This window comes from Collinsella sp. LCP19S3_A7 (genome assembly GCF_052121995.1).
GTDB lineage: Bacteria > Actinomycetota > Coriobacteriia > Coriobacteriales > Coriobacteriaceae > Collinsella.
Genome location: NZ_JBQKDE010000005.1, coordinates 65,762 through 91,715, shown reverse-complemented (window position 1 = coordinate 91,715; position 25,954 = coordinate 65,762). Strand labels below are relative to the sequence as shown.

27 protein-coding genes and 1 pseudogene are annotated in these 25,954 nt (G+C 62.0%); 14 read left to right on the top strand and 14 right to left on the bottom strand.

The window, feature by feature from the left end; all coding sequences use genetic code 11:
• Positions 1 to 189 precede the first annotated feature (189 nt).
• The 4 genes from ACTQV3_RS03855 to ACTQV3_RS03840 form a co-directional block, all read right to left on the bottom strand.
• Entirely contained in the window at positions 190 to 1,032 is an 843-nt protein-coding gene (locus ACTQV3_RS03855) for a hypothetical protein (RefSeq protein WP_441015338.1), read from the bottom strand.
• Between the two features lie 80 nt (positions 1,033 to 1,112).
• Entirely contained in the window at positions 1,113 to 2,354 is a 1,242-nt protein-coding gene (locus ACTQV3_RS03850; RefSeq protein WP_441535758.1) for an SPFH domain-containing protein, read from the bottom strand.
• Between the two features lie 48 nt (positions 2,355 to 2,402).
• On the bottom strand, positions 2,403 to 3,725 hold the full coding sequence (locus tag ACTQV3_RS03845; RefSeq protein ID WP_441015342.1) for a hypothetical protein: 1,323 nt from the start codon (positions 3,723 to 3,725) through the stop codon (positions 2,403 to 2,405).
• Between the two features lie 24 nt (positions 3,726 to 3,749).
• Complete coding sequence (locus tag ACTQV3_RS03840) at positions 3,750 to 4,487, bottom strand: DUF4428 domain-containing protein (protein ID WP_154518194.1); 738 nt, start codon at positions 4,485 to 4,487, stop codon at positions 3,750 to 3,752.
• 177 nt (positions 4,488 to 4,664) lie between these two features.
• Here ACTQV3_RS03840 and ACTQV3_RS03835 point away from each other — a divergent pair, with 177 nt between their 5' ends.
• The 5 genes and pseudogenes from ACTQV3_RS03835 to ACTQV3_RS03815 all read left to right on the top strand — a co-directional run bounded on the left by ACTQV3_RS03835 (position 4,665) and on the right by ACTQV3_RS03815 (position 7,870).
• Positions 4,665 to 4,808 carry a LuxR C-terminal-related transcriptional regulator gene (locus ACTQV3_RS03835; protein ID WP_154518191.1) on the top strand — a complete coding sequence of 48 codons (144 nt, stop codon included), beginning with the start codon at positions 4,665 to 4,667 and terminating at the stop codon, positions 4,806 to 4,808.
• Between the two features lie 121 nt (positions 4,809 to 4,929).
• Positions 4,930 to 5,613 carry an orotate phosphoribosyltransferase gene (gene pyrE, locus ACTQV3_RS03830; protein ID WP_161145429.1) on the top strand — a complete coding sequence of 228 codons (684 nt, stop codon included), beginning with the start codon at positions 4,930 to 4,932 and terminating at the stop codon, positions 5,611 to 5,613.
• A 260-nt stretch (positions 5,614 to 5,873) separates the two neighbouring features.
• Positions 5,874 to 6,278, top strand: a pseudogene (locus tag ACTQV3_RS03825) (family 1 glycosylhydrolase); the annotation flags it as partial.
• Positions 6,279 to 6,542: 264 nt separating this feature from the next.
• A complete protein-coding gene (locus ACTQV3_RS03820; RefSeq protein ID WP_427719835.1) occupies positions 6,543 to 7,079 on the top strand; it encodes a PTS sugar transporter subunit IIA in 537 nt (178 codons plus the stop codon).
• A 233-nt stretch (positions 7,080 to 7,312) separates the two neighbouring features.
• On the top strand, positions 7,313 to 7,870 hold the full coding sequence (locus ACTQV3_RS03815; RefSeq protein ID WP_427727307.1) for a hypothetical protein: 558 nt from the start codon (positions 7,313 to 7,315) through the stop codon (positions 7,868 to 7,870).
• 147 nt (positions 7,871 to 8,017) lie between these two features.
• Here the strand turns inward: ACTQV3_RS03815 and ACTQV3_RS03810 are convergent, their stop codons facing one another.
• The 8 genes from ACTQV3_RS03810 to trxA all read right to left on the bottom strand — a co-directional run bounded on the left by ACTQV3_RS03810 (position 8,018) and on the right by trxA (position 15,508).
• Positions 8,018 to 8,686: an HAD family hydrolase gene (locus ACTQV3_RS03810; protein WP_229770728.1), complete on the bottom strand. Its 669-nt coding sequence runs from the start codon at positions 8,684 to 8,686 to the stop codon at positions 8,018 to 8,020.
• A 124-nt stretch (positions 8,687 to 8,810) separates the two neighbouring features.
• Positions 8,811 to 9,845: a hydrogenase expression/formation protein HypE gene (gene hypE, locus ACTQV3_RS03805; protein WP_441535757.1), complete on the bottom strand. Its 1,035-nt coding sequence runs from the start codon at positions 9,843 to 9,845 to the stop codon at positions 8,811 to 8,813.
• An 81-nt stretch (positions 9,846 to 9,926) separates the two neighbouring features.
• Positions 9,927 to 11,042: a hydrogenase formation protein HypD gene (gene hypD, locus ACTQV3_RS03800; protein ID WP_441535756.1), complete on the bottom strand. Its 1,116-nt coding sequence runs from the start codon at positions 11,040 to 11,042 to the stop codon at positions 9,927 to 9,929.
• Complete coding sequence (locus ACTQV3_RS03795; RefSeq protein ID WP_154518167.1) at positions 11,042 to 11,302, bottom strand: HypC/HybG/HupF family hydrogenase formation chaperone; 261 nt, start codon at positions 11,300 to 11,302, stop codon at positions 11,042 to 11,044. Before ACTQV3_RS03795 ends, hypD begins: the two co-directional genes overlap by 1 nt.
• 134 nt (positions 11,303 to 11,436) lie before the next feature.
• Positions 11,437 to 14,094 (bottom strand): carbamoyltransferase HypF, encoded by a 2,658-nt coding sequence (gene hypF / locus ACTQV3_RS03790; RefSeq protein ID WP_441067421.1) that lies wholly within the window; start codon positions 14,092 to 14,094, stop codon positions 11,437 to 11,439.
• 117 nt (positions 14,095 to 14,211) lie between these two features.
• Entirely contained in the window at positions 14,212 to 14,718 is a 507-nt protein-coding gene (nikR, locus tag ACTQV3_RS03785; RefSeq protein ID WP_370450671.1) for a nickel-responsive transcriptional regulator NikR, read from the bottom strand.
• Between the two features lies 1 nt (position 14,719).
• Positions 14,720 to 14,968 (bottom strand): hypothetical protein, encoded by a 249-nt coding sequence (locus tag ACTQV3_RS03780; protein WP_441067419.1) that lies wholly within the window; start codon positions 14,966 to 14,968, stop codon positions 14,720 to 14,722.
• 219 nt (positions 14,969 to 15,187) lie between these two features.
• Positions 15,188 to 15,508, bottom strand: a complete 321-nt coding sequence (gene trxA / locus ACTQV3_RS03775; RefSeq protein WP_154518161.1) for a thioredoxin — start codon at positions 15,506 to 15,508, stop codon at positions 15,188 to 15,190.
• Positions 15,509 to 15,644: 136 nt separating this feature from the next.
• Here trxA and ACTQV3_RS03770 point away from each other — a divergent pair, with 136 nt between their 5' ends.
• The gene (locus ACTQV3_RS03770; protein ID WP_441535755.1) at positions 15,645 to 16,220 is read left to right on the top strand and encodes a hypothetical protein; all 576 of its coding nucleotides are present in this window, start codon (positions 15,645 to 15,647) and stop codon (positions 16,218 to 16,220) included.
• 60 nt (positions 16,221 to 16,280) lie between these two features.
• On the opposite strand, the gene ACTQV3_RS03765 is transcribed toward ACTQV3_RS03770, so the two are convergent.
• Positions 16,281 to 16,421, bottom strand: coding sequence for a hypothetical protein (locus ACTQV3_RS03765; protein ID WP_441031933.1), 141 nt, complete (start codon positions 16,419 to 16,421; stop codon positions 16,281 to 16,283).
• 194 nt (positions 16,422 to 16,615) lie between these two features.
• On the opposite strand from ACTQV3_RS03765, the gene nadA reads away from it, so the two are divergent.
• The 4 genes from nadA to ACTQV3_RS03745 are packed head-to-tail and all read left to right on the top strand — an operon-like array spanning position 16,616 to position 20,483.
• Positions 16,616 to 17,641 carry a quinolinate synthase NadA gene (nadA, locus tag ACTQV3_RS03760; protein WP_427747652.1) on the top strand — a complete coding sequence of 342 codons (1,026 nt, stop codon included), beginning with the start codon at positions 16,616 to 16,618 and terminating at the stop codon, positions 17,639 to 17,641.
• A 56-nt stretch (positions 17,642 to 17,697) separates the two neighbouring features.
• Complete coding sequence (locus ACTQV3_RS03755) at positions 17,698 to 19,074, top strand: L-aspartate oxidase (protein WP_427727339.1); 1,377 nt, start codon at positions 17,698 to 17,700, stop codon at positions 19,072 to 19,074.
• 3 nt (positions 19,075 to 19,077) lie between these two features.
• Positions 19,078 to 19,938, top strand: coding sequence for a carboxylating nicotinate-nucleotide diphosphorylase (nadC, locus tag ACTQV3_RS03750; protein ID WP_441015372.1), 861 nt, complete (start codon positions 19,078 to 19,080; stop codon positions 19,936 to 19,938).
• Positions 19,938 to 20,483, top strand: coding sequence for a transcription repressor NadR (locus ACTQV3_RS03745; RefSeq protein ID WP_441067412.1), 546 nt, complete (start codon positions 19,938 to 19,940; stop codon positions 20,481 to 20,483). Before nadC ends, ACTQV3_RS03745 begins: the two co-directional genes overlap by 1 nt.
• 242 nt (positions 20,484 to 20,725) lie before the next feature.
• On the opposite strand, the gene ACTQV3_RS03740 is transcribed toward ACTQV3_RS03745, so the two are convergent.
• Positions 20,726 to 20,977 (bottom strand): indolepyruvate ferredoxin oxidoreductase subunit alpha, encoded by a 252-nt coding sequence (locus ACTQV3_RS03740; RefSeq protein WP_158564522.1) that lies wholly within the window; start codon positions 20,975 to 20,977, stop codon positions 20,726 to 20,728.
• Between the two features lie 590 nt (positions 20,978 to 21,567).
• On the opposite strand from ACTQV3_RS03740, the gene dnaK reads away from it, so the two are divergent.
• The 4 genes from dnaK (at position 21,568) to ACTQV3_RS03720 (ending at position 25,867) form a co-directional block, all read left to right on the top strand.
• The gene (dnaK, locus tag ACTQV3_RS03735; RefSeq protein ID WP_154518137.1) at positions 21,568 to 23,460 is read left to right on the top strand and encodes a molecular chaperone DnaK; all 1,893 of its coding nucleotides are present in this window, start codon (positions 21,568 to 21,570) and stop codon (positions 23,458 to 23,460) included.
• A 2-nt stretch (positions 23,461 to 23,462) separates the two neighbouring features.
• Positions 23,463 to 24,305 carry a nucleotide exchange factor GrpE gene (locus ACTQV3_RS03730; RefSeq protein ID WP_427727348.1) on the top strand — a complete coding sequence of 281 codons (843 nt, stop codon included), beginning with the start codon at positions 23,463 to 23,465 and terminating at the stop codon, positions 24,303 to 24,305.
• Positions 24,306 to 24,412: 107 nt separating this feature from the next.
• A complete protein-coding gene (locus ACTQV3_RS03725) occupies positions 24,413 to 25,378 on the top strand; it encodes a DnaJ C-terminal domain-containing protein (protein WP_154518131.1) in 966 nt (321 codons plus the stop codon).
• Between the two features lie 72 nt (positions 25,379 to 25,450).
• Positions 25,451 to 25,867 carry a heat shock protein transcriptional repressor HspR gene (locus ACTQV3_RS03720; RefSeq protein ID WP_427719306.1) on the top strand — a complete coding sequence of 139 codons (417 nt, stop codon included), beginning with the start codon at positions 25,451 to 25,453 and terminating at the stop codon, positions 25,865 to 25,867.
• Positions 25,868 to 25,954 lie beyond the last annotated feature (87 nt).

Here is a 25,954-nt window from a genome sequence, read left to right as displayed (position 1 = left end):
ACGCGCTCGCCGTGTTCCGGCGCCGTAAAGATAGGCCGCCCGCCGTTTTGCATCAGAAAACGACGGGCGGCCTGCTTGTGCGGCTGTGCTGTCGGCATAAAAACGACGGGGCCGCAGGATCAACTCCTGCGGCCCCGCCTGGCAAGTGCGCGGATGTGTCCGCCAATCCGTGGCTGATGTTACGTGCCGCTACGCGATGGTTGCGGTGTAGGAGGCGACGTCCTCGTAGGAATCGGTCAGATAGGCGTCGATGCCGATGGTCGTGTTGACCAGGTCGTCAAGGCTGTCAAGCTCGCCGCTCGAGAATGTGAATTCCTCGGTGGCGTTGGTGCCGGGCATCAGGTTAGCCGAGAACCAGGGTTCCTTCATGGTGCCGTTGACGTTGGTCTTGCCGGAGGGAGCGTAGAAGGTCAGGTCCTTGTCGCTCTTGTTGGTGATGTTGACGACAAAGCCGATGTCGCCCCATTCGTCCTTGAACTTCTCGGTGATGGTGATGGTGCACAGATCGTCATCGGCGACGGTGACGGCGGGGGAGATTTCGACGCTCTGGACGTCGTCGTCTTCGACGGCCTCATCGATCTCCTCTTCCTTCTCGGCCGCCTCGCGATCCTTTTTTACCGTACCGGACAGATCCTTGTCGGACTTCGTAAAGATAAGCTTGTCGCCCTCCACCTCGAGGACGAGCTTGCCGTCCTTGAGTTTCATGTCCTGCGAATCGCCGTCGGCGGTGATGGTTGCAGTGGTGGCGTCCTTGGCCTCCCATTTCAGGTCGGCGACCTCAAGGAACATGTCGAGGACGCCCGTGCCGTCTTCGTCGAGGATCAGGATACAGTTGAGGCCCCACTCCTTGAGCATATCCATGTACTCATCGGTGAGCTCTTCGCCCTCCAGGGTTCCACCCGAGAGTTCCCAGCTGCCGACGAAGTTGGCCTTGGGGTCCTTGCCGCCGCCGCTGCAGCCCGTCAGGGCAAAGGCGAGCGCCAGGACGCATGTCAGAAATGCGAGTACGGACTTTTTGAACGTTGTCTTCATGGTGTCCTCCTTTATCGAACGAAACCCATAGAAGCAAATGCGGGGGTGGCGGACCCCCCGCCAATTACCAGATAGAGGGGTTAGGGCCTAGGCGTTCCGCAGTTGCTGCAGAACTTGCCGCCGTTTTCGCTGCCGCAGTTGGGGCAGAACCACTTGGCCGGTGCCGGGGCGGGTGCGGGACTGCCGCATTCGGGGCAGAACTTGCCGGTGTTGGTGGCACCGCAACTGCAGGTCCACGTGCCGGCCGCGGGGGCAGCGGCAGGAGCTGGTGCGGGGGCGGGTGCCGGAGCCGGCTGTGGGGCAGCCTGCTGCTGCGCCTGGCCGGCGGCGAACAGCTGGCTGGCGTTCATGCCGCCCATGCCGCCCGCCATGCCCATGCCCATAAAGCCGGCCATCGCGCCGTTGGGGTTGGCGGCTGCCGCGCGCATCGCATCGCTCTGGGCGCTGGCGATGTTGGCGGCTGCCATGGTGGGATCGCGCATGACTGCGGCCTTCTGCAGGTCCTTGATCATTTGCTCGTCTTCTTGCGAGGCGGCGATGGAGTTGACGCCAAAGCTCACGATCTCGACGCCGCGCAGGTCGCGCCAGTCGGCGGAGAGAACCTCGTTGAGCGCGCGGGCGAGCTCGGTGGTGTGGCCGGGGATAGCGCTGTAGCGGATGCCCATCTCCGAGATCTTGGCAAAGGCGGATTGCAGAGCGGTGAGCAGCTCGGACTTAAGCTGGCTGTCGATCTTATCGCGCGTGTAGCTATCGGTCACGTTGCCGCACACGTTGGTGTAGAACAGCAGCGGGTTGGTGATGCGGTACGAATACTCGCCGTTGCAGCGAACGGAGATGTCGACATCCAGGCCAATGTTGTTATCGACCACGCGGAAGGGCACAGGCGAGGCGGTGCCGTACTTGTTGCCGATGATCTCCTTGGTGTTGATGAAGTAGACGCGCTGGTCCTTGCCCGCGTCGCCGCCAAAGGCAAAACGGCTGCCGATATTGGCGAACGTCTCCTTGATGGAGTCGCCCAAGTTGCCGCTAAAGACGCTCGGCTCGCTGCCGGTGTCAAAGACAAACTCGCCGGGCTCCAGCGCGACCTCGATGATCTTGCCGTTTTGCACCACGAGCATGCCCTGGCCGTCGTTGACGGCGATGACGGAGCCGTTGGAGATGACGTTGTCCTCGCCGCGCGTGTTGGAGCTGCGGCCGCCGGTGCGCTTGCTGCCCTTGCAGGCCAAGACGTCAGCGGGCATCGATTCGCAATAGATATATTCCTTCCACTGGTCGGCCATGACGCCGCCGGCAGCTCCCAATCCAGCTTTCAAGAGTCCCATGGTGATCTTCCTTTCTCGTCAAAGGCCGGGTGGTATTGGTCAGAATGGCTAATCGTCCTTGTTGTCCTTCATGACAACGGTGGTCTCGGTGTGGCTGAAGGTGTCGTGCTTCTCGGTCAAGTCGAGCTCGCCGCAGTAGCAATCGGCGTGGGTGGCCTCGTTGGCCGTCTTGAGCTGGCCTACCAGCAGCACGTCTCCGATGATTACGATAATCAGCGGTGCGACGATGTTGATGAGGATGCCCTCGATATCAAAGGTGAGGTAGTCCGGATCGAAGGCGTTCTCGCCCATAAAGAGAATCTGGGAGAGGACAAACCCGATTACAAAGAACAGCACCGAGGCGATGGCGAGCTTGGGCTTGGAGCAGGGCAGCTCGCCGACCATGCGGCCGGTTTGGCCGTTCATGGCAAACAGGTAGCTCTTGCCGTTCCACGAGGTGGAAAGCATCCACACGGGGAACAGAGCGTAGTTGCTGTCTTCCCAGGTGTAGTCGAGCTGCTTGCTTTCGACCTTGGCATCGTCATATTCGTCGACGACGGTCTCGCGCAGGGCCGAAATCGTACTTTCTTCCATACGACGCTCGGCGCGCGCCTTGCAGGTCTCGCAATCCTCATCGTAGCGGTTGGCGATGTAGCCGGGCATATACGCGACCGAGAACGGGCGCAGCGCGTCGTAGTCAAACGGCTCGATAGCATCCATATGGCCGTCGGGCATCTTGGACGATCCGTCGACGGGCACGCGCTCAAACGAGATTTTGCCCTTACGGTAGGCGTCGTAGTGGTCGGTGGTCGTGACGGTGCGGTCGGATTCCTCGGTCACGGTCTCGTTGGTCGCATCGAAGTACACTTCGCCATCCACGCGGGCGCCGTAGAGCCAAAACGGCACGTAAACGCCTTGGACCTCGTCGATGTGGTTGCCGGTGACAAAGCTCTTGGGCAGCAGGATTTTGCCCTTGTAATGCTCTTTGAGTGCTGCCATGACATCATCGCGCCCGAGCTTAAACGGAATCACCAGGTCGGGTGAGAAGTCGCCCGAGAGCTGGCCGGGCGCCACGGCGGAGTTGCCGCAGTATGGGCAGGTGGTAACGGCGACGGTGCCGTCCGAGACCAGCTCGGCGCCGCACGACGAGCAGATGTAGCCGGCGTTTTGGGCCAGATCCTGCACGGCATCGTCGACAGCAGGTTTGGGGGCCGCGGCTGCGGCATCGGCTTTGGCATCTGCCTTGTCCTGGCGCTCGCGATAGAGGGCCTCGACTTCTTCGACTTCAAAACGCGAATCGCAGTAGTCGCAGACAAGCTTTTGTTCGGCACTGGCAAAGTGAAGGGGGCCGCCACACGCGGGGCACTGATAGTTGACACTCTCGAAGGCCATGATCGGTCCTTTCCGTGCCGGAGGCTATGCGCCGATGGCGCCGCCGCAGTATTCGCAGCGTCCGCTGGCATCGGGAATGGTGGTTGCACCGCAGAAGGGGCAGGTGACCGCGGTCTTGGGGGCCTTGGCGGCCACGACGCTGTCGCGTGTCTCCTGACGCAGCTGTACCAGCGCATCGCGGACTTCGGTTGCCTGGCGCTTGGCCTCGCGATATTCGATGGAGCCACGCTGATCGATGGTGGAGTCGTTCACGCGCAGGTTGATCTCGGTAAAGTACGGCGTGTTGACGTGAATGGTCAGGTTAAAGTCGTAATCCAGGTCGTAGCGCGGCGGGTTGTAGCTCTCGCGCTCGCCGTCCTTGGTCTCGCGATAGATCTCGGTGCGATGCTCGTCGATATCCATATCGCAGCCGAGTACCTGTGAGAACTCGATGATGTCGGGATTGGCGTCGCGCCAGCGGCTCTGCGAAGTGATGATCAGCAGACCCGCGTCTTCGTCGAGCATGATGTTGGTGCGCCCGGCAGAGAGCGTGCGCGTTGGGTTGAACGAGGCCAGGCGCTCGGCGTTGGCCTCGCGGTAGGCGAGTTGCTCGCGGATATCGTCCGCGGTGCTGGAGCGCCAACCACTAAAGAAGGGGGACAGCTTGCCTGCGCACTCTTTGCACAGGTAGCCTTCGTTGATCTTGGTCTTTCCCAAAATCCCCAGTTCGGTACCGCAAATCGCGCACTCTTTCTTCTCGAACATCTTGTCAAAGAAGCCCATGGCTGCCTCCCATCAACAGGTAGCGTGTGTCACTTTTGATGATGGGTGAGCGCTCGATCTTTCACGATACCCAGACGGCTCAACGAGTCTCCACAACTGGGACACATGGCCCATTTTTGACTGGACGCCGGGGACACTCTTCGGCCACTCATTGGGGACGTACTTAAATGAGTACAGTTGAGCGTTCAGGACATTGCCGCAACGCTTTTCCTTTCGCGCTCTACGCTCTACCGCCACATTTCCTCGATCAACAGAAAGACCGGTACCGCCTCGCGTGTGGCCCTTATCAACTTCTTCTGGTCCTGGGCACCCAAGGACTAGCGTATGAGGCGCCGCCCAGTTCCTTACTCTAACGGGGGGATGTGGCTCCAAAGCGCACCCGCATCGACGCTTCGCCTGCGCTAAACTGGAGGGCACGTACGCGATTACGAGAGGAGCCCGCATGGAGGCTTACAAGCAAGAATTCATCAAGTTTATGGTTGAGTCCGACGTTCTTAAGTTCGGCAGCTTTACGCTCAAGAGCGGCCGTCAGTCCCCGTTCTTTATGAACGCCGGCGCTTACGTGACGGGCTATCAGCTCAAGAAGCTGGGCGAGTATTACGCCCAGGCCATCCACGATAACTTTGGCGACGACTTTGATGTGCTGTTTGGACCGGCCTACAAGGGTATTCCGCTGGCCGTCGTGACCGCGATTGCCTACCACGAGCTGTACGGCAAGGAGGTCAAGTACTGCTGCGACCGCAAGGAGGCCAAGGACCACGGTGCCGATAAGGGCAACCTGCTGGGTTATGAGCCCAAGGACGGCGACCGCGTGGTCATGGTCGAGGACGTTACCACCAGCGGCAAGTCCATCGACGAGACCTATCCCAAGGTCAAGGCTGCCGCCGACGTCGAAATCAAGGGCCTGATCGTGTCCCTCAACCGCATGGAGGTCGGCAAGGGCGGCGTGACCACCGCGCAGAAGGAGATCGAGGCAAAGTACGGTTTCCCCGTCGCGAGCATCGTCTCCATGGCCGAGGTCGTCGAGACCCTCTACAACCACGAGATCGACGGCAAGGTCGTCATCGATGACGAACTTAAGACCGCCATCGACGCCTACTACGAGCAGTACGGAGCACAGGAGTAGTTACGGCGTTGTACCAAACGCCGTAACCGGCCGACGCTGCGCGCCGCCCAGGGCGACAATTTGTCATTCAAAAGGCGAGGCATGACCAGAAGGTCAATGCCTCGCCTTTTTCATGCCAACTTGTTCGCCCTGGACGTCGCTCGCTGTCCGTCCTCTACTTGCAGCGTTGTCTTGCTCCGGATGGGTAGTCATTGGGGACGTTCTTAAACGACTAGTCGTTGGGGACATTCTTGTTTGACTAGTCGTTTAAGAACGTCCCCACCGACTGGGGCTGGCAGATCGATCCGCTGGGCCTGCGCATCGCCCTCAACGAGATTTACGCCCGCTACGAGATTCCGCTGATGGTGGTCGAGAACGGCATGGGCGCCTACGACGAGGTCGAGGAGGACGGCTCCATCCATGACCCGTATCGCATCGCCTACCTGCAGAGCCACATCAAGGCCATGGGCGAGGCCATTGCCGATGGCGTTGACCTGATTGCCTACACCTGGTGGGGCCCGATCGACCTGGTTTCCGCCGGCACTGGCGAGATGCGCAAGCGCTACGGCTTCATCCACGTCGATAAGTACGACGACGGCACGGGCACCTATGAGCGCCGTCGCAAGGACAGCTTCTTCGCATACCAGAAGATCATCAAGTCCAACGGCACCGAGGGCTTGGAATAATTGAGCTCCGGCGTTCCGCCGAACGCCGGACCGGCCGCCGACTACGTGACCACCGACGTCGATGACGACGGCATTTGGAACGCTTTTGTTCACCCGGGGCTTATCGAGGCTTAATCGACAATATGAGTGCCACTGGGGAAAAGGTTTTGGAAGGGCTTGGAAGGGCTTGTGATTCGGGCCCTCGCCTTAGCATTTTGGCCATTTGGCACTATAATCACCATAGGTATGCGCATAACGTTGCGCTTAATCAAGAGGAGAAAACGTATGGGTCTGTTTGATATGTTCAAGAAGAAGGCTGAGCCCGTGGCTGCCGCTGCTCCGGCCTCCATTTCTGCTTCTGCCGGCGCCGACGTGCTGTGTTCGCCCGTCAAGGGCAAGGTCATCAAGATGGCCGACGTGCCCGATCCCGTCTTTGCTGGCGAGGTTTTGGGCAAGGGCTGCGCCGTGTGGCCCGAGGACGACCTGGTCTACGCTCCCTGCGACGGCAAGGTGACCGTCACCATGGGTCACGCCGTGGGCCTGCAGTCCGATAGCGGCATCGAGGTTCTGGTGCACGTTGGCGTCGATACCGTCAACATGAATGGCGACGGCTTCGAGGGCTTCGTCAAGGCCGACGACGTCGTGAAGGCCGGCCAGCCCTTGCTCAAGATCGACCGCGCCAAGATCGCTGCCGCCGGTTACAAGGACTGCGTCGTCGTGGCCGTGTCCAACACCGCCGAGTTTGCCGATGTCGAGCTCGCCGTCGAGGCCGAGTCTGCCGTCGCCGCCGGTGACGCCATCGTTAAGGTCGTCCGCAAGTAGTCTGCGGCATCCAGAAGATGCACAAGGGTGGTCGGGTTATCCGGCCACCCTTTTTTAGTAGGCCGAGCAGGAGCATTTTATTGCAGGGGGCTTGCTTTATGGGCCATTCGCTCGTCAAATTGAGCCGCCCACGCTTTTGCGACGTAGGGGGTTGAACGGAGCCGCTAATATGGACCTACTGTTACGACGTGCGCTGCGCGGGAAACGCAGCGCCGCTTGTTTGGAGGAATGTCATGAAAAAGAAGCTGCTGCTTGCGCCCCTGATGGCTGCCCTGGTCGCGTGCGTGGTTTTGCTTTCCGGCTGCGGAGGGCCTTCGGTGGAGGAGCTCATCACCAACGACCTTACGAGTCAGTTTGACGAGATCAAGAACGGCGGCGATGATTTCCTCTCCGGCCTGGAAGAGGCTTCGGGCGACGAGTTTGAGCAGCTGGGCATCGATCCCAAGGAGTATGCCAAGAGCTATCTCGAGGGTTTTGATTACAAGATCGGTGATGTGACGGTCGATGAGGACAAGGGCACCGCGACCGCCGAGGTCACCATCACCTGCAAGTCCATGAACAAGATCGTCGAAGATTTCGCCACCCAGTATCAGGAGAAGATCGCCGCACTCGATACGATGCCTTCCGAGGACGAGCTGTACAAGATGGCCGGCCAGGTGATGGTCGACGTGACCAAGGCCGCTGAGACCAAGGACACCAAGGTCACCTTTAAGTATTCCGCCAACGAGGATAACGAGTGGTCTGCCGACGATTCCGCAACCACCGAGATGATGAATGCGATGATGAACTAGTTCGTTGCGGCGTTTTACCAAACGCCGCAACTGCTCGACGCTGCGTGGGCACCAGAGCGACAACTTGTCATTCAAAGAGGACGGCATGACCAGAAGGTCTATGCCGTCCTCTTTTCATGCCAATTTGTTCGCTCTGGTGCCCGCTCGCTACTCGCCCAGCACCAGCGCCGCGAGCTCTGCCTGGCTGTCCACCACGTAGTCGGCGCCGGCGGCTTCCAGCTCTGCGCGGCCGCGGAAGCCCCAGCTGACGCCTGCGCTCTTAAGACCGGCGTTGTGGCCGGTCAGGATATCGACATTGGAATCGCCTACGTAGAGCGTGGTCGCCGGGTCGGCGCCCAGCTCTTCCATCACATGCAGCGTGACGGGTGCCTCGGGCTTGGGCGGAAACGCATCGACACGGCCCTGTACCAGCGCAAAGCGCTCGGAACCAAAATACTTCTCGATAAGCGGGGCCGCCGAGACGTGATCCTTGTTAGTGAGCACGGCAAGCTGCACGCCCGCGGCACGCAAGCGGTCGAGCATCTCGATCGTGCCGGCATAGGGGGCGGTGTGGTCCTCCTTGTGCTCGCCGTAATAAGCCCTAAACTCGGCAAGCGTCTGCTCAAACATACGGCCGTCGCCCGCGTACTCGGCGGGCATAAAGCGCTCAACCAGCTTGAGCATGCCGTTTCCCACCTTGTAGCGGTACTCGTCAACGGCAAACGTGGGCCAGCCGTGCGCCTCGCAGGTATGGTTGCCGGCGGCTGCCAGGTCCTCGAGCGTGTTGAGGATGGTGCCGTCCAGATCAAAGATCACATGGGAAAAGGCTGCTGCCATGAAAGCTCCCGTCGTTGGGTTTCAAAACGCACCCCATAATACTGGGCTTACGCGTTGGGTGTGCTTGGAATCTGAACATCTCCAGGGATATCAGGTGACATCGCGCCGACCGTGCGATTCCGCTCTAGCAAATCCTTGGCAGCTGCTCTCCCACGAGCATGTCGAGGATGCGGGTCGAGCCCCAGCCGGTGCGCACGCGCACGGCGGGACGGGCGTCCGATCCAAGCGGCAGCACGCGGCCGATGATCGCGGCATTCTCGCCGTAGCGGGCGGCGCGCATGGCGCTCAGCGCGGCATCGGCTTGCTCGGCCGGCACCACGGCGACCATCTTGCCCTCGTTTGCCACCTGCAGCACATCGTAGCCGAGCATTTCGCAGGCGGCCTGCACGTCGGGACGCACGGGCACGGCATCCTCGTCGATCTCCATGGCAACGCCGCTGGCCTGGGCAAACTCGTTGAGTGTGGATGCCAGGCCACCGCGCGTGGGGTCGCGGAAGCAACGAGTGTCGGGGGCGGCGGCCAAAACGGCGGCAATCAGGTGGTTGAGCGGCGCGGCATCGCTTTCGATCGTGCTCGAAAATGCCAGGCCCTCGCGTTGGCTCATGATGGCGATCCCGTGGTCGCCCAGTGTGCCTGACACCAGGATAACGTCGCCGGGGCGGCAGTTGGCGCCGCTGAGCGCCACGCCCGTGGGAACCTCGCCCACGCCGGCGGTATTGATGTAGACGCCGTCGGCCCCGCCGCGCTCAACAACTTTGGTGTCGCCGGTGATGATCGCTACGCCCGCCTCGCGCGCCGTCTCGGCCATGGTCTGCACAATCTGGCGGAGCTTATCCATGGGATAGCCCTCTTCGAGGATAAAGCCGCACGATAGGTAGCGCACGTTGGCGCCCGAGGTCGCGACGTCGTTGACGGTTCCGCACACGGCGAGGCGGCCGATATTGCCACCGGGGAAGAACTGCGGCGAGACTACAAAGCTGTCGGTCGACATGGCGATGCGCCCGCTCGCGGGCAGCGCGGCGACGCCGGCGTCGTTGCCTTCGAGCAACTCGGGCGCCCCAAAGGCATCTAAAAAGACCTCATCGATGATGCGTTTCATCATCTGACCGCCGGAGCCATGGCCCAAAAGGACGGTGCTATCGGTGATGCTATGGGACATATCCAAAACTCCAATCGTGGGTGGAATTATATGGGTGAGGCGCAGCGTCGACCAGTCCGCCGCTCGTTAGAACGGCGGAACCTAATAGTCGCGGTAGCGGTAGTACGCCGCGCAGCTGCCTTCGGAGCTCACCATGCACGGGCCGACGGGGTGCTCGGGCGTGCAGGTGCGGCCAAAGAGCGGGCAGCCGCTCGGCGTAATGGCCCCGCGCAGTACGTCGCCGCAGCGGCACCCACGCGGCTCGACCGTCGCCTCAACGGGCACGTCAAAGCGAGCATGGGCATCAAAGCGCGAGAACTCAGGGCGGATGGAAAGGCCCGAGTTGGCAATCGGCCCCAGCCCGCGCCATGTGGTGTCGCATGGCTCAAACACCTGCTCGACCAACTGTCGCGCCACGGGGTTGCCGTCTGCGTTGACGCCGCGACGGTAGGCGTTGTCGATCGCGGGCCTGCCCTCGACAGCCATCTGGACCAGCATGCAGATGCCTTGCAGGATATCGACCGGCTCAAATCCCGTGACCACGCCCGGGGTATCGAACTCGTCGACCAAAAAGCTAAAGGGCGCCAAGCCCGTGATGGTGGCGACGTGGCCCGGCAAGATAAAGCCGTCGATGGCGGTCTCGGGATCGTTGGCGATGGCGCGCAACGCCGGCGGCGTGGTCTTGTGGGCGCAATAGACCGAAAAGTTCAAAAGCCCGCGCGCCTCGGCCTCCAAGATGGCAGCGGCGATGGTGGGCGTCGTGGTCTCAAAGCCCACGCCCATAAAAATGACCGGACGATCGGGATTTTGCTCGGCAATGTCGAGCGCATCGAGCGGGGAGTAGACGATGCGGATATCGCGCCCTGCCGCCTTTTGCGCAGCGAGCGAGGTGGACGATCCGGGCACGCGCATCATGTCGCCAAAGGTGGTGATGATGGCGCCGTCTATGTTGGCGAGCGCGATCGCGTGGTCGATGTCACGGTTGGCGGTAACGCAGACGGGGCAGCCCGGGCCGCTCAGCAGCTTGAGCCCGGCCGGCATAATGGAGCGAAAGCCATAGCGGCCGATGCTCACGGTGTGTGTGCCGCAGACTTCCATAAGGTTGATGGTACGGTCGCCGACAAGACCGCGAATGCGTTCGATGAGCTCGCGAGCCAGCTTGGGGTCGCGAAATGCCGAAAAGTCGATACCGGAGCGAGCCGGCTGTCCGGCCGCCACTAGTATGCCTCGGCCGGGTTGCTGGCCAGTTGGTCTTCTTCGGCCAGTTCGGTCATGGCGTTAACGAGCTCGAGCGTTTCTTGCGCTTCCTGCTCGTCGACAATCTGGATGCCAAAGCCAGCGTGCACGAGAATATAGTCGCCAACCTGCGCCGTCGGCACGAGTCGTAGCGACACGGGGCGCTCGATGCCCATCATGTCGACGGTGGCCTTGAGGCCGTCGTCGCGTTTGACTACTTTACCGGGGACGGCAAGGCACATATTGTTCCCCTTTTAGACGCTTTGCGCTGGATAGGCGCTCGATAATCCATCAGTTGATGGTAGCGCTCGCGGGGTTCGCGGGCAAACGCGTTACGCCTGTGAGACGGCTGGGCACAGCGGTGTGCGAGAGCGAGCTACTGCGATGCGATCTGCGCAAGACGAGCGCTTGCGACCGCCGCCTGACCGTAGGCGATGCAGCCGTCATTGACGGGCACGGTATGGGGGATAAGGACAGTAAGACCTGCGCTTTTGAGCTCGCGGGTGAGGAGCTGGAGCAGAAGTCGGTTCATGAACACACCGCCCGAGAGCGCGACGGTGTCGATGCCCTCGCACGCGCAGATCTCGCTGGCGATGCGTGCCGAGGAGCGCGCGACGGCGACATGGAAGTCGAGTGCGAGCCTGTCGGCGGGCACACTGGCTCTGGTTCCCTCCAAAAGCGCCGCAAAAAGTGAGCTGGGGCTCAGGACGAGAGACCTGCTCGAGGTAGCTTGGACAGTTAGTTCAGATTTGTACTTTTTAGAGTGGTAATGGGTGGTATAGATCGTCTGCGAGGGCCCCGAATGGGTTGATTTGGGGTATCCGGCGGGCGTATTAACCGCAAATGAGGTGCCTGGAGAGCCCTCTTCGGGGTAATCTGAGCCAAAACCGTTGGTTAGAGGGTCCGTTTTTAATACAAATCTGAACAAACTGTCCAGTCGCAATGGGTCAGATGCGGAACAGCCGTCTTTATCGCCGGGAACATGGGTAATTTTGCTGCCGAGCGCGCGCCAGGCGGCGGCTTCGAGTTCGATGGCGGGCTCGCCTTCGTAGGTTGCCTGCCCGCAAATGCCCAAAACTGCAGCGGCGGCGTCAAAGAGACGCCCCATACTGCTCGTGCGTGGGCTGTTGATGTTCCGCTCGATCATCGTTGCCGTCACGCTGCGTGTTTGCTCGTCTAGGCCGTCCAAGAGCCGCTCGGCCCCCGGATGTTCAAGCAGGCCGAGCTCACTGAGCAGGGCAAAGGCGTTGCGGCGGGCGTCGCGCACGGAGGCCGCCCCGCCGGGGAGCGTCCAGGTGCGCAAATGCGCGGCGCGCTCAAAGCCGCCAAGGCTGGCAACAAGAAACTCGCCGCCCCAAATGGTCCCATCGGTGCCGGCGCCGGTGCCGTCAAAGGCGATGCCAAGGACGCGCGCGTCGGTTGTAAGCTGGCCCGCGGCAATCGCCTCGGCCATTACGCTCGCGATGTGCGCATGATGGTGCTGCACCTCGACGAGCGGCAGATTGCGTTTTCGCGCCTGCTCGCGCGCCCACTGGCTCGATAGATAGCTGGGGTGTAGATCGCAGGCCAAGGCGGCGGGCGCCAAGTCAAAGAGATCTTCCAAGCGCGTGCGCGCGGCGTTCCAGGCATCGAAGGTCCCGCCGTTTTCAACATCGCCGATATACTGCGACACAAAACAGGTTGCCTCGCCGTTCGTCCCTTCACGCGTGAGCGCAATCGTGGCCTTTTGTTGTGGCCCGCAGGCGAGCACGCAGGGCGTGGTGCCGTCGAGCGCCGGCAACGGCAGCGGCTGGGGTGCATATCCGCGAGCGCGGCGAACGGGCATGGCGACCCCACCGACCACGCGCACCACGGAATCATCGTAGCGCGAGAGAATCGCACGGTCGTTGCCAAGTAGCGCGTCAGCGATGCCGGCGGCAACAAGGTGTTCCCATGCAAGGTTGTCATCGGTCTCGATAGGTTCCTCGCTCAGGTTTCCGCTGGTCATGACGAGTGCGTGCATACCGCGGGCTTCTGCCGCGGCAAGCAACAGATGCTGAAGCGGTGTATAGGGGAGCATAACGCCAAGCTCAGGAAGGTTGTGCGCGACGGACGGTGCGAGCGCGTTGGGGGAGCCGCCGCTCTCGCAAACGGCACGTCGGCGCAGCAGCACAATGGGGCGAATGCTGCCGGTCAGCAAGCCGCGTTCAACGTCGTTGACATGGCACAGGCGTTCAGCATCGGCAAGGCCGCGCACCATAACGGCAAGCGGTTTGTTGCTGCGGCGTTTGCGGCGGCGAAGCTCGGCTACCGTCTTCTCGTTGGAGGCGTCGCATACCAAGTGAAATCCGCCCAGACCCTTGATGGCGACGATACCGCCGTTGGCCAGCAGCTCAACACAGCGGTCGATAATGGCGTCGCTGGTCTTGCGCGTGGTGCCGACGGTCAGCGACGCGGCGGCTTCGCCGGCCTCGCGCCACGTAATGTGCGGCCCGCAATCAAAGCAGGCATCGGGCTGCGCGTGAAACCGCCGGTCAAGCGGGTCGCCATACTCTGCGGCACAGGTGGGGCACATGGGAAAGCAATCCATCGAGGTGGCCGCTCGGTCATAGGGCAGCGACCGGATGATGGTAAAGCGCGGTCCGCAGTTGGTGCAGTTGATAAAGGGATAGTGAAAGCGTCGGTCGGCGGGGTCGAACAGCTCGTGCAGGCAGTCGTCGCACGTGGCGATGTCGGGCGAGACGAGCGTCGTGTGGGCGGTTTGATCCTGCGATGCCACAATGCGAAAGCCCCGCTCGTTGGCGGCGTCCCAGTCGCCGGGCGCTAGGTCCATAACCTCGACATGCTCCACACGAGCCGCCGCGGGCGCATGCTCGGAAAGCGCGGCGACAAATTCGTCGAGCGCCTCGCTTAGGGCGTGCGCCTCGATATGCACGCCATCGCCCGCGTTAAGCACCCATCCGCAAATGCCATGCGCCATGGCCTCGCGATACACAAATGGCCGCATGCCAACGCCCTGCACAATGCCCGTTACATGGATATGCGCATGTCGCATGCGACCCTCCTTCATCGAGACCTGCCAAAAAGGGACAGGTTTATTTTGGTAGGTAAAACGTTAAACCTGCCAAAACAAACCTGTCCCTTATTGGCAGGTGCGCCGCGCAAAGACCCGCTACAGCCCCAGGCTCTGCTCGGTGGCGGCGCAGGTGAGCTCGCCGTGTTTAACGCCGCGCAGGCCCAGCAGACGGTCAGCCAGCTCGTAGACACGCTCGCCGCGACCCTTGAGCGCCAGAATCTCCAAGCAGTTGTGGTGGTCCAGATGCACGTGCATGGTCGAGACAATCTCGTCGGTGTAGTCGTGCTGCACCTCGTCCAGACGGCGCGTCAGATCGCCGGTATGGTGGTCATAGATCATGGTGAGCGACCCGATGACCTGCTCGTCGGGCGTTCGCATCTGCTCCTTGGCAATGGAGGCGCGAATCAGGTCGCGCACGGCCTCGGAGCGGTTGGCAACGTCGCCGCGGCGCGCGATTTGCTCGTCAAAGCGGCGCAACAGGTCGTCGGGAGCGGTGACCGAAAAACGGACCAGCTCGGAGGCGGAGCCGCTGAGGCGGCAGCCCACGTCGCCGGTCGGCCCGTGCGGATGCTCGTGCTCGCAGGCGTGCTCGTGCTCGGCCACGCTACACCAGCTTTACGGAGCCAACGGAGTTATGGTCGGCCTCGATGGCCTCCTCGTAGCCCTCGAGCACATCGTGCGCCTCGTGGAGCGCCGCCATGACGGCCTCGAGTTTGGCGCCAATGCGCTCCATGTCAAAGTTCTCGGTCGCATGCAGCAGCTGATGGCTCCACTCGTGGGCGAGCTCGATCGTGTCGTCGACCTGTTTGACGCTCATGGCAAGCTGGCTCATGTTCATTCCGACGTCATGCATGGGAATCTCCTTTTGTACGGGTCTAATCAGTGGTTCAGATTCTACTACGCCCGCTTTACGCATCGCCGCATAAGAAAACGGGTGCGAGTCCGTCTGACCCGCACCCGTTCACTGGGGGCTGTTTGTGATTACCATACTATCCGTGGTCGCGGGCGCAACACCCGGCTCTCCGGCGAGCGGCACAAAACCACTCATGGACGGCAACAAATGACCGGCGTATTACAGGTGCTTCTCCAGCAGCGCCTGCAGCCTGGCCTTGGGCAGCGCACCGACGGAGCGGTCGATTTCCTCGCCGTTCTTAAAGACAACCAGCGTGGGGATGCTCATAACGCCAAACTTCATGGCCAGGTCCTGATTGTCGTCGACGTTGCATTTGGCGACGGTAATCTTGCCGGCCAGCTCGTCGGCCACTTCGTCAACAATGGGCGAGAGCGAACGGCAGGGACCGCACCACGGTGCCCAAAAATCAACCAGCACGGGAAGGCTGCCGTTAACGACGGAATCGAAATTCTCGGGGGTAATCTGCTTAATGTCAGCCATGGTGACCTCCATAGTGCGACGCGGCTCGGCCGCGTAAAACTCAGTACGACCGTGCTTATACCCAACGGCCCGCAATGCAACCACTCGCGGGCGGCTCTTTTATATAATGGTGGGCACGCAAACGATTGGAGAGCGCATGCCCACGTCACAAAGCCAGAAAAAAGAAGCCATCGCCCAGGCGACCGAGCAGGAGCTCGCATCGCTCGCGGGTCGCGGCGTGCGTATCGCGGGTAACGCGTGCTCGCCAATTGTGCTGGTAAAAGGTGATTTAGACGATGCCGAGCGCGCAGGTGGCGAGTTGGCTGCCGGTCCAGACGGCGCCGCGTTGCGTAAGGCGCTCGGCGCCATCGGTTACGCGCCCGAGGATTTCTGCGTGCTGGCAAGTGTTGCCGGCGCGGGCGACGGGGCGGTTGCGGCAGGCGAGGACCTGCCGTGCGAGCTGTTCCGCGAGGCGCTCGAGTCTTTGGACCCCGAGGCGGTCCTGCTGCTGGACGATCGCGCGGCCGATACCATGCGCGAGACCTACGCAGACATGCTCGTGGCGATCGACGACTTTGATACCGCCATGCTCAAGCCAGGCTTGGTCGCCCACGTGCAGGGTCGTCGCGTACTCGCGCTCGACGGCTTTGAGGCCGCGCTGACCGACAAGGCCGCCAAGCAGCGCATGTGGGCCTATATCAAGCAGCTGACCCCGGCCGCCGCACCGCTGTAGCGGACTGGCGCCGGCAAGGCGGTCCTGATGGGTCGAGCGCGGCGCCGACTTGTCGCGCCCTTACATCACTGCGCGAAGCTCAAACCGATTGCCGTGAATGCGAAACTGGCAGTTGCCGTTCATGCGCTCGACGGCAAGCTTAATGCTCCTGGTTCCAAAGCCGTGTCCGGTGTGCTCGGCCACGGGCATGCCGTCGACCATGCGCGGCGGGCGCCCAAAGATGCCCCCTGCGTTATCGAGAGCTCGACTGTCCTCAGCTTGCCAGTTCGAAAATGGACCCGCCCCAAGATTGAATCCTTATTCCAACTTTACACCTGGCTTTACAGCTGTCTTGTCAGCTGTAAAGCCAGGTGTCATACTAAAGCCCCAAGATTCGCCAAAAGAGAGGGGCCTTGATGGCACAGAGTGCGAACATGGATGCATCGGAGCTTGCACGCGATATCGCGGCCGGCCTGGCATCGGCAACGACGGCAACGGAGCGCGCGGCACTGGTGCCCGCAGAGCTCGTCGAGGCCATTCATCAGCTAAAAACCCAACGTGACGCAGTGATCCTGGCGCACTATTATGTGGCGCCCGAGGTCCAGGCCGTTGCCGATTACGTCGGCGACAGCTTCTACCTGGCAAAGCTCGCCAAGAGCCTGCCGCAGCAGACTATCGTGCTGTGCGGCGTGGAGTTTATGGGCGAGAGCGCCAAGCTGCTCAACCCCACCAAGACCGTGCTGCTGCCCGAGCCGGGCGCGGACTGTCCCATGGCGCACATGGTCAAGCACGAGACGGTCGACGCGGCGCGCGCCGAATATGGCGACGACCTGGCCGTGGTGTGTTACGTCAACTCGACGGTCGAGATCAAGAGCTGGAGTGACGTGTGCGTTACCAGCTCTAACGCCGTCAAGATCGTCTCCGAGCTGCCGCAGCAGCACATCTTGTTCATTCCCGACCAGAACCTGGGCCGCTTTGTGGCCGAGCAGGTGCCCCAAAAGCACGTCATCCTCAACAACGGCTACTGCCCGCGCCATCACATCATCACCGTCGAGCAGATCGTCGACGCACAGGAGGCGCACCCCGATGCGCTCGTGCTGGCGCACCCCGAGTGCAAGGCCGACGTCCTGGCCGAGGCCGACTACATCGGCTCCACTGCCGGCATTATCAAGTATGCCGAGGAGTCGGACGCGAGCGAGTTTATCATCGTGACGGTCCGCGGCGTGCTCTACGAGCTCGAGCGCCGCTGTCAGGGCACCGGCAAAAAGTTCTACTTCCCCGCGGTACAGCCCACCTGCGTCAACATGGATCTCATCACGCTCGAAAAGCTCGTGCGCTGCCTGGAGACGGGCGAGGGCGAGGTGCAGATTGGCGTGTCGGATGAGGCCGCCGACCAGGCCAAGCTCACGCTCGACCGCATGCTCGAATACGCGGCGCGCTAGAACGATGTGACATGAGGGACCATCCCTTATGCCACATTACAAGGGAGAGGATTCCTGTGGAAACCAAACAATGCCCCGACATGGAGTGCGACGTCGTCATTGCCGGTTGCGGCGTGGCGGGCCTATACGCGGCCCTCAATCTGCCGACGAGCACGCGCGTGATCATGCTCTCCAAGGGCGCTGTCGACGAGTGCGATTCGATGCTCGCGCAGGGCGGTATCTGCGTGCTTCCCGAAGGCTCTGACTACGACGCCTTCTTTGAGGACACTATGCACGCCGGCCACTACGATAACCGCCGCGAGAGCGTCGACATCATGATCCGCTCGAGCCGCTCGGTCATCAACGACCTGCTGGCCATGGGCGTGGACTTTGAGCGCAAGGCCGACGGCAGCCTCGACTTTACCCGCGAGGGTGCGCACAGTCGCCCGCGCATCGCCTTCCATGCCGACATTACGGGCAAGGAAATCACGACCAAGCTCCTCCAGGCCGTTCGCAAGCTGGATAACGTGCAGATTTTGGAGCACGTGGCCATGACCGACATTCTGACGGGCGAGCGTGATGGCGCCACGGCGTGCCTCGGCGTCGTCGCCGTTCCCGTGGACGAGGACAACTCGGTTCGCCCCGCCGACGAGCTGGCAAATGCCGCCGAGGGCGTGCATGCCGGCGAGCCGTTTAAGATCCATGCCCGCCACACGCTGTGGGCGACAGGCGGTATCGGCGGCGTATACGACCACTCGACCAACTACCCGCAGCTCACCGGCGATGCCTGCTACATCGCCCAGGAGCACGGCATTAAGATGGAGCACCTGGACTACGTGCAGATTCACCCCACGGGACTGTTCTCGCCGCAGCCGGGCCGCACCTTCCTGATCAGCGAGAGCTGCCGCGGCGAGGGCGCGATTTTGCTCAACGCCGCCGGCGAGCGTTTTACCGATGAGCTTCAGCCGCGCGATGTGGTCGCCGCCGCTATTCGCGAGCAGATGAAGCAGGATGGTACCGAGCACGAGTGGCTGAGCTTTGCCCCCGTTGAGCGCGACGTGGTGACCGGGCACTTTGCCAACATTCGCGCACGCTGCCTGGAGGACGGCCGCGACATCTTGGACGAGCCCATCCCCGTCACACCCACGCAGCACTACTTTATGGGCGGCGTGTGGGTCGACAAGGACGGCCGCACCTCGATGCCCGAGCTCTACGCCGCCGGCGAGACGGCCTGCAACGGCGTTCACGGCAAGAACCGCCTTGCATCAAACAGCCTGCTCGAGGCGCTGGTCTGGGGTCGTCGCGCTGCGTGGCACATGCGTACCGGCGAGTCGCTCGCCGTGGAGCAGGCGGGCGAGCCCGCGCTCGACGGCCGTCATCGCGCCCTGAGCGCCGACACCCTGGCAATCGATGATTTGGCCCGTGCCGCCGGCACGCAGGCCGTGGAGGAGTAGACCATGAACCCCATTACCATGAAGCTCGTCGTCGATGATCTGATTCTGCAGGCTCTGCGCGAGGACATTACGTTTGAGGACGTGAGCACGGCGAGCGTGTGCCCCACGGCGCGTCCCGCCACGGTGGAGCTCATCGCCAAGGCCGATGGCATCATCGCGGGCCTGGATGTGTTCGCTCGCACCTTTGAGCTGCTGGATTCGCAGAGCTCGGTGCTGTTTGACGTTGCCGATGGCGACGAGGTGCACGCCGGCGACCATGTGGGCCAGGTACGCGGCGATGCGCGCGTGCTGCTTTCGGGCGAGCGCGTGGCGCTCAACTACCTGCAGCGCATGAGCGGTATCGCTACCTATACGCACCAGATGGCTGCGGCGCTCGAGGGCACCAAGACCGTGCTCGTCGACACGCGCAAGACCACGCCGGGTATGCGCGTCTTCGAGAAGGCCGCGGTCGAGATCGGCGGCGGCAGCAACCACCGCTACAACCTGTCGACGGCCGTCATGCTCAAGGACAACCACATCGATGCCGCCGGCGGCGTGACGCGTGCGATCGAGATGGCGCGCGCCCATGCATCGTTTACCGCGACGGTCGAGATCGAGTGCGAGAACCTGGACATGGTGCGCGAGGCCGTGGAGGCCGGCGCCGACATCATCATGCTCGACAACATGACCCACGATGACATGGCTGCCGCGATTGAGTTTATTGCCGGTCGCGCCAAGACCGAGTGTTCGGGCAACGTGGATGCCAGCAATATCCGTGCGCTTGCCGACCTGGGCGTTGACTTTATTAGCTCGGGGGCGTTGACGCACTCTGCGCCGATTCTCGACCTCTCGCTTAAGCACCTGCGTCTGCTGGACGGTAAATAATGGACGCCCGCGAGCGTCGCCGTGCCATCATGGGCGTGCTCGAGCGAGCCAAAGACCCCGTCTCCGGCAGTACGCTTGCTCGCGAGGTGGGTGTGAGCCGCCAGGTTGTCGTGCAAGACATCGCCCTGCTGCGCGCCGATGGGCACGATATCGTGGCGACCAATCGCGGCTACGTGCTGCAGGAGGCCCCCAGCAGCCCCGCCGTGCCCACGCGCCTGGTCAAGGTTCGCCATGGCGTGGAGCAGACAGGCGATGAGCTCACGAGTATCGTTGACGCCGGAGGCGCCGTGCTCAACGTGATCGTCAATCACCGCGTGTACGGTAAGATCACGGCCGACCTGGACATCCGCAATCGTCGCGATGTTGAGCGCTACCTGCACGATATCGAGAGCGGCAAGAGCTTTCCACTACTAACGGTGACGAGCGGCTATCACTTCCATCGCATCGCGGCAGAGGATGAGCAAACCCTCGACGAGATCGAGGCTATGCTCAAGGAGAAGGGCTATCTGGCAGACCTGATGCCCTACGAAGACGATCTATCGTAGCCGATGCTGCAAACGCCCCTAAGCGGCAATCTGACGTTCAATCGTCGGTCGCGTACAAAAGTACGCTTCCCTCCTCTTTCACGTCACCTTGCTCGCTTAGGGGCGTTTTCGCTGATTTATGCTCAACCTGCGACGGTGCCAAATTAGCTATCCGTACAAAAAAGAGGCCTCTGCGGCGATGCGGAGGCCTCCTTTTTGTTTGTGCACGGTGTACTTTTGAGTGTGTGCAGGTGGAAGAGCTGTTACTCCTCGACGATCTCGGTGATCGCGCCGGCGGGGCAAGCGTCCTGGCAAGCGCCACAGGCGACGCAGGAGTCCTCGTCAGCAACGGTAGCGACGTCCTGGAGCTCCAGAACGCCAGCGGGGCAGGAGTCGACGCAAACGCCACAAGCGATGCACTCGTCGGCATCAATTACGGGATGAGCCATGGTAGTTTCCTCTCTGTTGACCGACGCTACAGGCGATGCGCGCCGGTTTGATTCGGGCAAAAACATACCACGTGAGCGACCGTTTGCAATACCCTCTGGCCGGCATCTTCATACCATTCGCCGAGTATGCCAAGGCTTACTAAGAAATGCACAGGTGAGGCTGGTGAGCTGTGCAAATGTTAGATAAAGGTGACTCGAATTATTGAGCAATTGAGTGGGCTTTCGGAAAGCGCATCCCGTTACCTGGTCGAAAAACGGGTCGCAGTTTCCGGTTGGGCCCGCTAGCGGAAACTGCGACCCGGTATCAGCTCTCAAAACGGGATATGGTTTCCGGTTGAGCCTTCAGACGGAAACTGCGACCCGGAATCCACACTCAAACCGGGACGAGCTTTCCGTAAAGCAGCCCCAGGCACCCCCGGCTCAAACCTCAGCCATCTCTACATAGATCTCGATAGATTTGCCGAGAACTCAATCAGCGCGTTTACCTGCGCATTCGAGAACCTAAACTCTAAGTGATAAGAAATCTTATATGAATTGACTTAGATTTTGTATATTCCGGTCCATAAGGGGATACACTACATCCTGAAAGACAAACCGAAAGACCGCTTGGCAGACCGCCGAGTCGGTGCAAACGCACAAGAGAGAGGGAATTTCTAATGGGCAAGATTCTTGGTATCGACCTTGGTACTACTAACTCCGCAATGGCCGTTCTCGAGGGCGGTTCTCCGACCATCATCGTGAACGCCGAGGGCGACCGCACCACCCCGTCTGTCGTGGGCTTCCGTGCCGACGGCGATCGCGTCGTGGGCAAGGCCGCTAAGAACCAGGCGGTCACCAACCCCAAGAACACCGTGTTCTCCATCAAGCGCTTCATGGGCCGCAAGTACTCCGAGTGCACCTCCGAGCTCAAGACCGTGCCGTATGAGGTCAAGGAGGGCCAGGGTGGCCGTGCCGTCGTCGACATCGAGGGCAAGGAATACACCGCCGAGCAGGTGAGCGCCATGACGCTCGCAAAGATGAAGGCCGACGCCGAGAAGTATCTGGGCGAGACCGTCACCGACGCCGTCATCACCGTCCCGGCCTACTTCAACGATGCCCAGCGTCAGGCCACCAAGGACGCCGGTAAGATCGCCGGTCTCAACGTTAAGCGTATCGTCAACGAGCCGACCGCTGCCGCTTTGGCCTATGGCCTGGACAAGCAGGGCTCCGACCAGCGCATCCTGGTCTTCGACCTGGGCGGCGGTACCTTCGACGTCTCCATCCTCGACCTCGCCGACGGCGTGTTTGAGGTTCTGTCCACCTCGGGCGACAACCACCTGGGCGGCGACGACTGGGATCAGCGCGTCATCGACTGGATGGCCGATAAGTTCCAGCAGGAGAACGGTGTCGACTTGCGTCAGGACCCCATGGCCCTGCAGCGTCTGAAGGAGGCCGCCGAGAACGCCAAGAAGGAGCTCTCCGCCGCCCAGCAGTCCACTATCAACCTGCCGTTCATCACCATGAACCAGTCCGGCCCGCTGCACCTCAACTACACGCTGACCCGCGCCGAGTTCGAGAAGATCACCCGCGACCTGCTCGAGCGCTGCAAGCAGCCTGTCACCAACGCCCTGCGCGACGCTAACCTTAAGCTCTCCGATCTGACCGAGGTCATCCTCGTCGGCGGCTCCACCCGTATGCCCGCCGTCCAGGAGCTCGTCAAGACCATGACCGGCAAGCAGCCCAACATGTCCGTGAACCCCGACGAGGTCGTTGCCGACGGCGCTGCCGTCCAGGGCGGCGTGCTCACCGGCGACGTCGAGGGCATCCTGCTGCTCGACGTTACCCCGCTGTCGCTGGGCGTCGAGACCATGGGCGGCATCATGACCAAGATGATCGACCGCAACACCACGATTCCGACCTCCAAGACCGAGGTCTACTCCACCGCTGCCGACAACCAGACCAGCGTCGAGATCAACGTGCTCCAGGGCGAGCGCGAACTTGCCCGCGACAACAAGTCGCTCGGTAAGTTCCAGCTGACCGGTATCCCGGCTGCCCGCCGTGGCGTGCCGCAGATCGAGGTAACCTTCGACATCGACGCCAACGGCATCGTCAAGGTCTCCGCTAAGGACAAGGGCACCGGCAAGGAGCAGCAAATCACCATCTCCGGCTCCACCGCTCTGTCCGACGAAGAAGTCGATCGTATGGTCAAGGACGCCGAGGCTCATGCCGAGGAGGACAAGAAGCAGAAGGAAGAGGTCGAGGTCCGCAACCAGACCGACAGCCTGTGCTACTCCACCGAGCAGACCCTCAACGAGCTGGGCGACAAGGTTTCCGCCGACGTGAAGTCCAAGGCCGAGGCCGCTATCGCCGATGCCAAGAAGGCGCTCGAGGGCTCTGACGTCGAGGCCATCAAGGCCGCTGGCGAGTCCCTGCAGTCCGTGGCCTACGAGCTGGCTCAGGTTGTCTACGCCGACGCTCAGCAGCAGACCGACGGTGCCGCCGGCGCCCAGCCTGCCGACGATGACGTCGTCGACGCCGACTACGAGGTTGTGGACGACGAGGACAAGTAATCATGTCCGCCCGTAAAGCTCGCACGGAGGCGGCTGCCGTTGGAGCCGCCCCCGTTGACTCTGAGGAGAAGGACGTGAAGATTCCCGTAGAGGCCGTCGACGATACCGAGGCCAACGAGGCCGAGGCCGCCGAGGCTGTCGAGAACCAGGTAGAGGATTCCAACAAGGAGGCGACGATGACCGAGGACGAGATGGTGGAAGCCGCTATCCGCGCCGGTGAGGAAGCCGCCGACAACGACTTTAAGCTCAAGTTCGAGCAGGCCCAGAAGGAGCTTGCCGACGTGCGCAATGAGCTCGATGCTGCGGCAGAGGCTCAGAAGGCTGCCGAGGACAAGGCGAAGGACGCCACCGAGCGCACCGCCCGTCTGCAGGCCGACTGGGAGAACTTCCGTCGCCGCACCGCCAGCGAGCGTATCGCCGAGCGTGAGCGTGCGACAGAGAAGCTCGTCACTGCGCTGCTGCCGGTGGTCGACGATATCGAGCGCGCGATCGACCATGCCCGCAGCCAAGAGCTTGCCGACGACTTTAAGCAGTTCGTCGACGGCGTCGACGCGGTGCATGCCAAGCTACTCGATGTGTTTGCGCACGAGGGCGTTGAGCCCATCGACCCCAAGGGCGAGGCGTTCGATCCGCTCGAGCACCAGGCTGTGGGTCGCGTCGAGGACTCGTCGCAGTACGACGAGACCGTCAACGACGTGTACCAGAAGGGCTACCGCATGGCGGACCGCATCCTGCGTTCCGCGATGGTGACGGTGACCTACGGTGGCGAAAAGCGCCCCGCACCGGAGCCCGAAGCGGCGCCCGAGGATGCTGCGGCCGATACGGCCGAGAGCACCGAGGAGTAATTGAGAAGGGCCCCGGGGCAACACCCGGGGCCCTTTCTGGCCTAGTGCCATATGAAAGCATGAACCGCCGCCCGCTGGGCGACGGATAAAACAGGAGAGGAGCTACGATGGCTGCAGGCAAAACCTTCTATGACATCCTGGGCGTATCCAAGAGCGCCTCCGACAAAGAGATCAAGAGCGCGTTTCGCAAGCTCGCGCAAAAATATCACCCCGACGCCGGCGGCGACGAGGCCAAGTTCAAGGAGATCAGCGAGGCCTACGAGACGCTTTCGGACGAGAAGAAGCGCAAAGAGTACGACCAGATGCTCATGTTTGGCGGCATGCCGGGCGCAGGCGGCGCGTATGGCGGCGGCTACGGTGCCGGCGCGGGTGCCAGCGGCTGGGGCGACATCTTCGACAGCATCTTTAGCGGCAACGGCGCCTGGGGTAGCGATTGGGGCTCGGGCTTTGCCGGGGCTGCAGGCGCTGCCGGTGCCGGAGCGGGTCGCAGCCGCGCTCGCAAGGGCGGCGACCTGTCGCTGACCGTCGATGTGACGGCCGAGGACGCGTTTCGCGGCGTGACGCACAAGGTCACCTATCGCATTCCCTCGACAGGCGAGCAGCAGACCATTACGGTCTCGGTGCCCGCGGGCGCGGTCGACGGCGGCAAGCTACGCTACAAGCGTCGCGGCGAGTATGGCGTCGCCGGCGGCGAGCGCGGCGACCTGGTCGTGACCACGCATGTGGAGGAGCACCCGCTGTTTAAGCGCAAAGGCGCCGACGTAACCATGGAGGTACCGGTCTCGGTCTACGAGGCGGCGCTCGGCTGTACGGTGGACGTGCCCACGCCCGGCGGTGCGACGGTCCGTTTGAAAGTGCCTGCGGGTACCCAGACGGGCAAGAAGTTCCGCTTTAAGGAGATGGGGGCGCCCGACGTTAAGCACCGTGGCCGTACGGGCGCGCTGCTCGTCGAGATCAAGGTGCAGGTTCCCACGAACCTATCCGATGACGAGCGCGATGCCATGACCAAGCTGCGCGAAGCCGACACGCGCGACTACCGCGAGAAAGTTAACCGCTACAAGGCGACGTTCTAGGGCGGTCGCGGTGCACGCCCACGCCCGCGGGCTTATGATGGACGATAACGAGACGGAAAGGGGTCAGGTAGCATGGCCGAGGACAATAGGAACAAACCGCTGTACATGATCAGCGTGGCGGCCGAGCTGACCGGCATGCATCCGCAGACTCTGCGCGTCTACGAGTCCAAGGGTCTGGTGAACCCCCAGCGCTCGGGCGGCAACACGCGCCTGTATTCGCGTGCCGATATCGAGCGCCTGGAGCTCATCAACCAGCTGACCGACGAGGGCATCAACCTTGCCGGCGTGGTGCGCATCCTCGATATGAAGGAGCGTGCCGAGGAGCGCGAGCGCGAGAACGAAAAGCTCCGCGCCCGCATGCGCCAGCTCGAGGACGAGCTGCACGAGTACAAGATGCAGAAGAAGATCACCTCCCTGGCCCCGCGCGATGGCTCGGTTAATCCCGAACAGGTCATGCGCAAGCTACTGGGAGCCGGCGGGGATCTCTAGGTTCCGCCGTTCTAACGAACGGCGGACCGGTCGACGCTGCGCGCCGCCCAGAGCGACAATTTGTCATTCAAAAGGCAAGGCATGACC

Coding starts and splice junctions, on each gene's coding strand:
- ACTQV3_RS03770 (WP_441535755.1), top strand. CDS start 15,645: ATGCCCACGTCACAAAGCCAGAAAAAAGAAGCCATCGCCCAGGCGACC.
- ACTQV3_RS03730 (WP_427727348.1), top strand. CDS start 23,463: ATGTCCGCCCGTAAAGCTCGCACGGAGGCGGCTGCCGTTGGAGCCGCC.
- pyrE (WP_161145429.1), top strand. CDS start 4,930: ATGGAGGCTTACAAGCAAGAATTCATCAAGTTTATGGTTGAGTCCGAC.
- ACTQV3_RS03740 (WP_158564522.1), bottom strand. CDS start 20,977: ATGTTTTTGCCCGAATCAAACCGGCGCGCATCGCCTGTAGCGTCGGTC.
- ACTQV3_RS03850 (WP_441535758.1), bottom strand. CDS start 2,354: ATGGGACTCTTGAAAGCTGGATTGGGAGCTGCCGGCGGCGTCATGGCC.
- ACTQV3_RS03810 (WP_229770728.1), bottom strand. CDS start 8,686: ATGGCAGCAGCCTTTTCCCATGTGATCTTTGATCTGGACGGCACCATC.
- nadA (WP_427747652.1), top strand. CDS start 16,616: ATGGCACAGAGTGCGAACATGGATGCATCGGAGCTTGCACGCGATATC.
- dnaK (WP_154518137.1), top strand. CDS start 21,568: ATGGGCAAGATTCTTGGTATCGACCTTGGTACTACTAACTCCGCAATG.
- ACTQV3_RS03745 (WP_441067412.1), top strand. CDS start 19,938: ATGGACGCCCGCGAGCGTCGCCGTGCCATCATGGGCGTGCTCGAGCGA.
- ACTQV3_RS03845 (WP_441015342.1), bottom strand. CDS start 3,725: ATGGCCTTCGAGAGTGTCAACTATCAGTGCCCCGCGTGTGGCGGCCCC.
- trxA (WP_154518161.1), bottom strand. CDS start 15,508: ATGGCTGACATTAAGCAGATTACCCCCGAGAATTTCGATTCCGTCGTT.
- hypE (WP_441535757.1), bottom strand. CDS start 9,845: ATGTCCCATAGCATCACCGATAGCACCGTCCTTTTGGGCCATGGCTCC.
- hypF (WP_441067421.1), bottom strand. CDS start 14,094: ATGCGACATGCGCATATCCATGTAACGGGCATTGTGCAGGGCGTTGGC.
- ACTQV3_RS03725 (WP_154518131.1), top strand. CDS start 24,413: ATGGCTGCAGGCAAAACCTTCTATGACATCCTGGGCGTATCCAAGAGC.
- ACTQV3_RS03855 (WP_441015338.1), bottom strand. CDS start 1,032: ATGAAGACAACGTTCAAAAAGTCCGTACTCGCATTTCTGACATGCGTC.
- ACTQV3_RS03780 (WP_441067419.1), bottom strand. CDS start 14,968: ATGCATGACGTCGGAATGAACATGAGCCAGCTTGCCATGAGCGTCAAA.
- ACTQV3_RS03765 (WP_441031933.1), bottom strand. CDS start 16,421: ATGGTCGACGGCATGCCCGTGGCCGAGCACACCGGACACGGCTTTGGA.
- ACTQV3_RS03815 (WP_427727307.1), top strand. CDS start 7,313: ATGAAAAAGAAGCTGCTGCTTGCGCCCCTGATGGCTGCCCTGGTCGCG.
- ACTQV3_RS03840 (WP_154518194.1), bottom strand. CDS start 4,487: ATGGGCTTCTTTGACAAGATGTTCGAGAAGAAAGAGTGCGCGATTTGC.
- ACTQV3_RS03820 (WP_427719835.1), top strand. CDS start 6,543: ATGGGTCTGTTTGATATGTTCAAGAAGAAGGCTGAGCCCGTGGCTGCC.
- nadC (WP_441015372.1), top strand. CDS start 19,078: ATGAACCCCATTACCATGAAGCTCGTCGTCGATGATCTGATTCTGCAG.
- ACTQV3_RS03720 (WP_427719306.1), top strand. CDS start 25,451: ATGGCCGAGGACAATAGGAACAAACCGCTGTACATGATCAGCGTGGCG.
- ACTQV3_RS03795 (WP_154518167.1), bottom strand. CDS start 11,302: ATGTGCCTTGCCGTCCCCGGTAAAGTAGTCAAACGCGACGACGGCCTC.